The sequence below is a fragment of the Cedecea colo genome, from assembly GCF_011808225.1.
Lineage (GTDB): Bacteria > Pseudomonadota > Gammaproteobacteria > Enterobacterales > Enterobacteriaceae > Dryocola > Dryocola colo.
This window is the reverse complement of sequence record NZ_SOYS01000004.1, coordinates 345,056-352,547: the sequence shown is the minus strand read 5'-3', so window position 1 is coordinate 352,547 and position 7,492 is coordinate 345,056. Positions and strand designations below refer to the sequence as shown.

At 43.0% G+C, this 7,492-nt stretch carries 4 protein-coding genes; 1 reads left to right on the top strand and 3 read right to left on the bottom strand.

The features are described 5' to 3' along the window. Positions 1-994 (top strand): IS481 family transposase (locus E2L00_RS11985; RefSeq protein WP_236127724.1); only part of this gene is annotated, 994 nt, incomplete at its 5' end. Positions 995-1,342: 348 nt separating this feature from the next. Here the strand turns inward: E2L00_RS11985 and E2L00_RS11980 are convergent. The 3 genes from E2L00_RS11980 to E2L00_RS11970 are packed head-to-tail and all read right to left on the bottom strand — an operon-like array spanning position 1,343 to position 7,476. Continuing rightward, complete coding sequence (locus tag E2L00_RS11980) at positions 1,343-4,624, bottom strand: DEAD/DEAH box helicase (protein WP_167611644.1); 3,282 nt, start codon at positions 4,622-4,624, stop codon at positions 1,343-1,345. A gap of 6 nt (positions 4,625-4,630) precedes the next feature. After that, positions 4,631-5,845 carry a restriction endonuclease subunit S gene (locus tag E2L00_RS11975; RefSeq protein ID WP_167611642.1) on the bottom strand — a complete coding sequence of 405 codons (1,215 nt, stop codon included), beginning with the start codon at positions 5,843-5,845 and terminating at the stop codon, positions 4,631-4,633. After that, the gene (locus E2L00_RS11970; RefSeq protein ID WP_167611639.1) at positions 5,842-7,476 is read right to left on the bottom strand and encodes a type I restriction-modification system subunit M; all 1,635 of its coding nucleotides are present in this window, start codon (positions 7,474-7,476) and stop codon (positions 5,842-5,844) included. Before E2L00_RS11970 ends, E2L00_RS11975 begins: the two co-directional genes overlap by 4 nt. Positions 7,477-7,492 lie beyond the last annotated feature (16 nt).

The window sequence follows — 7,492 nt, the reverse complement described above, 5'->3', positions numbered from 1 at the left end:
CAATCTGGCTGAAGAACTCAGCAATGTGTCGAAAGCCTGTAAAATCATGGGCGTCTCGCGTGATACATTTTATCGCTATCGTGAGCTGGCCGATGAAGGCGGCGTGGATGCACTGATAAACCGCAGCCGACGTGCCCCTAATCTCAAAAACCGTACCGATGATACAACGGAACAGGCCGTTGTTGATTATGCCATCGCTTTCCCTGCGCATGGTCAGCACCGGACCAGCAACGAGTTGCGTAAACAGGGCGTTTTTATCTCAGGAAGCGGCGTCCGTTCTGTCTGGTTGCGACATGACCCTGAGAACTTCAGAAAACGCCTGAAGGCACTGGAAGGAAAAGTGGCTCGTGAGGGTATCCAACTGACCGAAGCACAGATAATTGCACTGGAGCGTAAAGCCAGTGATGACGAGGCCTGTGGCGAAATAGAAACCGCGCATCCGGGTTATCTGGGTTCGCAGGACACGTTCTACGTTGGCAACCTGAAAGGCGTCGGACGTATTTATCAGCAGACGTTCGTCGATACGTACTCAAAGGTCGCTCACTGCAAGCTGTATGTCACCAAAACGCCGATTACTGCGGCTGACCTGTTGAATGACCGTGTGCTGCCGTTTTATGAGTCTCAGGGGCTACCGGTGCTGAGAATACTGACCGACAGAGGAACAGAGTTCTGCGGTAAAGTGGAGCAACATGATTATCAGCTTTATCTGGCAATAAATGACATCGACCATACGAAGACCAAAGCGATGTCACCGCAGACCAACGGTATCTGCGAGCGGTTCCATAAAACGATACTGAACGAGTTTTATCAGGTAACGTTCCGCAAAAAACTGTATGGCGATCTCGATACGTTACAGTCGGATCTTGATGAATGGCTGGCTTATTATAATAATGAGCGAACTCATCAGGGGAAAATGTGCTGTGGCCGGACGCCAGTGGAAACATTACTTGATGGAAAGCGCATCTGGGCTGAGAAGAATTTAAGCCAGATGTAAACTGACAGATACCTGTATAAATAACCGGTAACTGTCAGATCAGGTCTGAGCTAATACAAATAAAGAGCTCAAGAAAACCTCCTCCTAAGACTACTGCAACTTTATTGGGAGACCAGTAGCTGCTCAAAAGAGCACCCTGTGCGTTCGTTTCTACAAAGTTGGTACTAATCACTCCCATCCCATCCAGTGTTTGCAATAAGGCGTATCCAGCGCTGTAGCAAAGCATTATGTAGGGATAAAAGAATAGGATCATAATTTACTCTCTTTTCTTGCTTTTTTCATCATTTTTATAGCATATTTAATTCGTTTTTTAATATGGCTAAAGTCGAACATTGTCAATTTTTCGTCCTATTTAGAACCAATAACAACTAAATCTGCCATCGTTGTTTTCTTTATAAATAGCGCCGTGCTGCCAAGTAGCTTAAGGCCTTCTTCATTAATTTTGCGTACTCTAAGCCCTGGTTGAACAATAACAACTTGGAATTTAAGAGGTGTGATTCTGGAGCGCTCTTTCATAGCAGCAAGGTCTTTTATAGTGCCTTTCAGAAAGCGAGAATGACCACGCGATCGCCACTGTTCCTCGCGACGCTTAATGTGGTGGTATAAATAGGAAAGATTCAGGTGTTTCCAACGAATGCATCTCTGTGCCTGCCCACATACTTCGTAAAGGTCTTTAAGTCTGGCTCCTGCTTCTTCTGAACCTGAATATTTGCAATGGATTAAGGAGAGAACAATGCAGTCATCTACTATTCTCAACCCCACTAAATCTGCTGACTCACCTTTCCCATCATCATTAATAATGACATCGTAATTATCTTTAATTTCACAGTACCAACGCCATTGGATGGATGATGGATCACGAGTATAGCCCATTGATTCCACTCGAACATCAGTTCCTTTCCAATCAAAAGCTACAATTTCGTCTTTGTCATAAAGGCCAATATTTTGGCTTACATGGACTATATGAGCGTTGTATGAAAATGAGCCATCGGAGTAATGAATCATTACTGGATCAATTTCCATATACTCTGATAGTGATACAGGTTCAGATTCACCACGCTGTACAAAAACTTCAGGGCCAGATATCAACTGATAGGCATAACCTTTTGCTGTAGCACTTCCCGTGAGACATAATTTATATTCAGATGATGTTTCATCTGTAGAGAAAATGAGTCGCACATTCCCATCTTCAAACTTTCCAGCAGTTCTAACCTCTACTAAATATAAATGAGCAGATACAGTATCAAAATGAAAAATAACTTTATCTTCGAACGCAGTAAGCAAATACTCATCCCATTGAGCTGATATTGGATATTCATTATAGGGTTCAAGTAATGGGACAGGACGCAAAAAGTTACGCGTAAGATTGTTTGGATCCGGTTCAGAACTAAAGATCTTGTCCCAGGCTTTCTTAACCCAGTTGCACCAATCAGCAATGCTGCCACCTTTTTGTGGTGACCAGACTTTACCTCTGCGTTGCGAGCATCCCCAGATTACACGGTTTCCGGATTCATAACCTAATGCAGCAATATTGCTTAAGCTTGATTGAGACGCTTCAATTAGTGATAGCCCCTCAGTGACATTTGGGCCAAAATATTGAGTAAAGCTGATTGCTCCAATTTGGGATGCGCCTAAATTTCTTGCCAAAGGATATTCAATACCATTAAATACATTAAAGACTTTTTCACCACTGACAACTTCAAATTTATCATCACAAATAGTACTGACTAGATTCTCAACTCGAAATGCTTTATAGTCATTTGAGAATACAAACAAGGCGGATCTGTCTTGATCCCAATGAGCAATCAGAATTTTATAATTGGTATCTTTAAGATCTTTGTAGCTTCCCCACCGGACTGAAGTTGCCTGGACAGCTAGCACAACAAGCAAATTCTCATCTTCTGCTATTGCATGCCAAGACTCATCGAATCTGGGCAGTTTTTCCTTGTATCTTTCAGGCTCCCAATTGTCACAGTATGTTTGAAATAACATGACAGAACAACTTGGCTCAAGATTCCATAGAGAAATCTGATCGTGTAAATCACCTTTCCTTTTTAAGGCATCCACGACCTCTTGCAACCTAATCTCTCTAGCAATTCGTCCTTCAGAGAGTCTCCTTAATACGTTATCCCAATCGGCATCTGTTGAATATAGATGCTGTAATTCACCTTCAACATTAGGGTCTGCAACATTCATGACTACACTGGCTTGACCTATTTTCTGTGCTTTATTGACACGAGTAAAACGGCCAATGAACTGCAAAGTTACTGCAAGAGACTTATGGTGATCATGCAAAGCGGCAATTTTCAGGTTGGGTAGATCATAGCCTTCTCCCAACATGTCTACGCAAATAACGATTCTTGATTGTCTTGATAATAATTTATCAAGACGTTTTTTTATTTCCGTTTTAGGATAATCAGAATGAACGACGATTGGATTAAAGTTCGGTACAATATTCTGATAAATAGTAAATATTTGTTCTGCTCGCTGCTTATTGCTAGTACGGGCCATAAGCAAATGATCAAGGCCATTATTTAAGTCTATACGCAGTTGACCAACGGCTGTATCTGCGATTGCGTGATCCATAAGGTCAGAGTAATACTCTTCTACAGGCAGCAAATTTACATTTGTAAAATAGCCTGCTCGTTGGGCTTCCCCCATCGTGTAGTTATAGATAATTTTCCCACCAAGGGACTTCTTATCATTCCTAAAGGGGGTAGCTGTAAACTGCACAACACGTTTGTCTTTAAATCGTTCGCGAATTGTCTGCCATGATGAGGCTGAGATATGATGAGCCTCATCAACAAAAAGATGGCTACATGACTCGCAAAGTGCATTTAATGCTGTTTCGGAGCAGGCAGACAAAACACTGGTCGTAGCAACCAAGACATTTGATTCACAAGTTAATTGCTTAGCTTCTTCCGCTACCTGAATTCCCTTCTTAATAATGGCGACATTAGGGAGTGCAATGTTGGGTGGAACGACTGTTAGCTCTGGCAAATATCCTAAATCTGTGAACTTTTTTGATATCTGTGTTCGGAGAGAATCAGATGGAACTATGAGCAAAATTCGCTCGCATCGCTGGTATATCATGGTAGCCAGCATTGTTTCCGTTTTTCCCGTTCCAGTGGGCAGTACGACGGTAGCAGGTTCTACCTGCAAATCAGTAGCGAAATAGCCTGCAATTGCATGAAGTGCACCCAGTTGGGGTTTTCTAAGACCAGGAGAATTGCGCTCTGGATCGTCCTCTCTAAACTGAAATTGATGATGCCATTGTTCATTAATTTCATCAGGTGAAGTACTAAATGCTTGCTCTGGAAATTGCTCCCAAATTAATTCAGTATCTTCTCGCCATTTTTCGAATGTAAATGGTTTCTTAGCTTTAAGAGAAGCTACACCATTTGCGCATTTCCCTCTGGAATTTGGATCTTTCAAATAGATATAATCTAGAGGAGGCTTTAGACCCGTAACAAGTTCAAAATATCCTGGGAAGCGTGCATTTCTGACTTGCGCCGTCACTGTCGTTGCTCGGCAAAGTATCTTATGAACAAAATTCCCACCCACTTTTTTTGCAGGGGCAGCCTTCGTGGGCAAGGTAAATTTAATTGTTAACAGGTCAAATAAGTCCATATGTACTTACCTCTTAAGATGTCCTGAAAAAGCTTGCTGACATAGCTTAGAAAATAGAGCATCACCACTAATGTTACATGTATCCATCTTATTTAAGCTATTATTTATCGTGGAAGCAATAGAATGATATTTATCCATAAGTTCCGAATTTGGAATCAAAACTTCAAAATTTTTAAGCTCAACTGGTGATATATGTGGCACAGTTGTTTCTGTTGGACGGCAATGTTTTTCGAAAGCTGGCGATTTAATACAACTGTAAATATAATTTGTGTAGGATTCGCAACGAGGACGCAATCTGGCTACACGCTGAACTAGGTATGTTTCTCGCTGATTTTCAGGAAATATGCATACTTTTAACCCGTTTGTTATCCACGGACGGTCCATAGCAAGGATAATATCACCCGCCTTAATTAAATAATTATCTAGCTTTTCTAGTTTGTTTTTTGGCCAGAATTTTGTATCACCCCAATCTAAATACCCTGTAAGTGTATTTGCCCCTCTACAAAGCCGTACTGATTCTGATGAATCACCAACGTAATCATTACTTTTGAATGCAAATCCGGTAATGATTTCAGTCAATTCTGTAATGGGCGCTTTTTCCAAATTTTTAGGGTTTACAACAGGGTCGCCAAACATGTCTAAAAATGTACTACGCAAAAAATCATCAGCCAGTTTGATGGCTTGATCGCGCTTTTTGCATATGACAGCTGCCTTATCAAGAATAGCAACTATACGTTTCTGATCATTTAAGGATGGTAGAGGTATAAGTAATTCTTTAAATCTTTCAAGATTTAAATTCGATATGTTAGTCGTTTTTTGTCCACAATTTCTTATTTTTACTTGAGTGTGCTCAAGTGTCAGCCAATAGTATAAATATTTTGGGATGACTTTTTCTTTTTTCGCTCTAATTATTGATATAAAACCACCAGCAGTAGAATTTGCCGGTAATTTTTCTATAAAGCTAATTTTCCCAACAAGCTCCCAACTATTAGCACTGGAAATAAGCATATCTTCAGAACATAAATACTGTTCAGCCCGCTTGATAAAACTATCAGGAATGGCAATTAAATCAGAAATATCTAACCCACTTCTTTGTACGTTTTTTGTTCTCATGACAATAGTTGAACCTTCACTTAATGGCTCAACCTGATCATTTGGCTTAAACGTTACGCCTCGAATGATCGATAAAACATCTCCTAACTTAACCATCGGCCAGCTCACAGCATGCCCTCCAGTTCATCTAGGTCCGCTAGAATCTCTTTTTCCAGATCTTTTAATCGTTTAAGTATCACCTTCGGAGCTTCATATACCTCAGCCTGATACACCATCTCTTTATAACGATTGATAGAGAGATCGTATTTCTGCGTTGCAATATCCCCTTTCGGTACTACAAACGCCGATTGAGTGCGGTCTTTAAAATCAACGCCAGCATCAACACCTTGTGGGTATTGCTGTTTCAGCAACAAGGCTAACTTCTCACCCATAAAGTTATCTACCGGTAAACCACGCAAAGCACGGTAGCACTTCCAGCTCGCCAGTAAATGAGGCAGATCGTTCTCTTTTATCGGGTTACGCTTGTCATCCAGGCTGTAGCCGTCATTTTGTAGATCGTAGAACCAGACCTCATCCGTCTGACCGCCTTTGGTAAAGATCAGGATCGCCGTTGCCACACCAGCATAAGGCTTAAATACGCCGGAAGGCAGATTGATCACCGCTTCCAGCTGGTTATCTTCCACCAGCGTTTTACGCAGCAACTGGTGTGCCTTGCTGGAGCCAAACAGCACGCCCTGCGGCACGATAGTGGCACTACGTCCGCCTACTTTCAGCATTTGTAGAATACGCGCCAGGAACAGCAGTTCGGTTTTTTTGGTTTTCACCATTGCCGACAGCGTGGAGTCGATATCTTCCTCGTCCAGTGAACCGGTAAACGGTGGGTTCGCCAGAATCAGGTTGAAAGCGTTTTTGCTGGCCTGCGGGAAATTGGTACTGAAACTCTGGCTCATGGTGTCCTGATAGTGAATATCCGGCGCTTCCACTCCGTGCATAATCAGGTTCATCGCGGCAATACGCAGCATGGTGGTATCAAAGTCGTAACCGTGGAACATATTGTTATCCACATGGTCACGCCAAGGCGTCAGCAGATCGCCGGTAAAGATCTTTTGCTCTTCTAGTTCGCCGCGTTCGTTGGTGCCAATCTCGCTATGAATGGACTCCAGTGAACTGTATTTCTCCAGCAGGTATTCATAACTGGTTGCCAGAAAACCACCCGTACCACAGGCCGGATCGCAGATCGTTTCACCGCGCGCCGGGTTCGGCTCCATCATTTCGACCATCGTGCGGATAATGTGGCGTGGCGTGCGGAACTGACCGTTGATCCCGGCGGTAGTTAGCTTGCTCAACAGGTATTCGTAGAGATCGCCTTTGGTATCGCCGCGATCGAGCGGCAGGTTTTTGATCACCTCCACGGCTTTAGTCAATAGCGAAGGTTTAACGATCTCCAGACGAGCATCTTTCATAAAGTTGCCCAGCAGCGTCACCTTCGACGCATCGGCCTGGCCGAGCTGACGGAAATGCTGGAAGACGCCGTCGCGCACGACTTCCATCATTTCATCCGAGCCGAGGTTACTATAGTGACTGAAGCGGAACTCCTGCTGTTCTGGCGCAAAACGCGGTTTAAAATCAATACCCGCGATTTGTTTACGCTTCTCGTCTCGTTGCTCTTGGGTGTCCAGCATCCGGGAGTACATCAGGTAAGTGATTTGCTCGATTACGGTCAGTGGGTTAGTGATGCCACCCACCCAGAAATCTTCCCATAGTCCGTCGATTTTACTTTTTAAGTCACCGGTAATCATTGTTAACGTCTATACC

Bases quoted from the DNA above. Each gene is read 5' to 3' on its own strand.
- E2L00_RS11980 (WP_167611644.1), bottom strand. From the start codon at position 4,624: ATGGACTTATTTGACCTGTTAACAATTAAATTTACCTTGCCCACGAAG.
- E2L00_RS11970 (WP_167611639.1), bottom strand. From the start codon at position 7,476: ATGATTACCGGTGACTTAAAAAGTAAAATCGACGGACTATGGGAAGAT.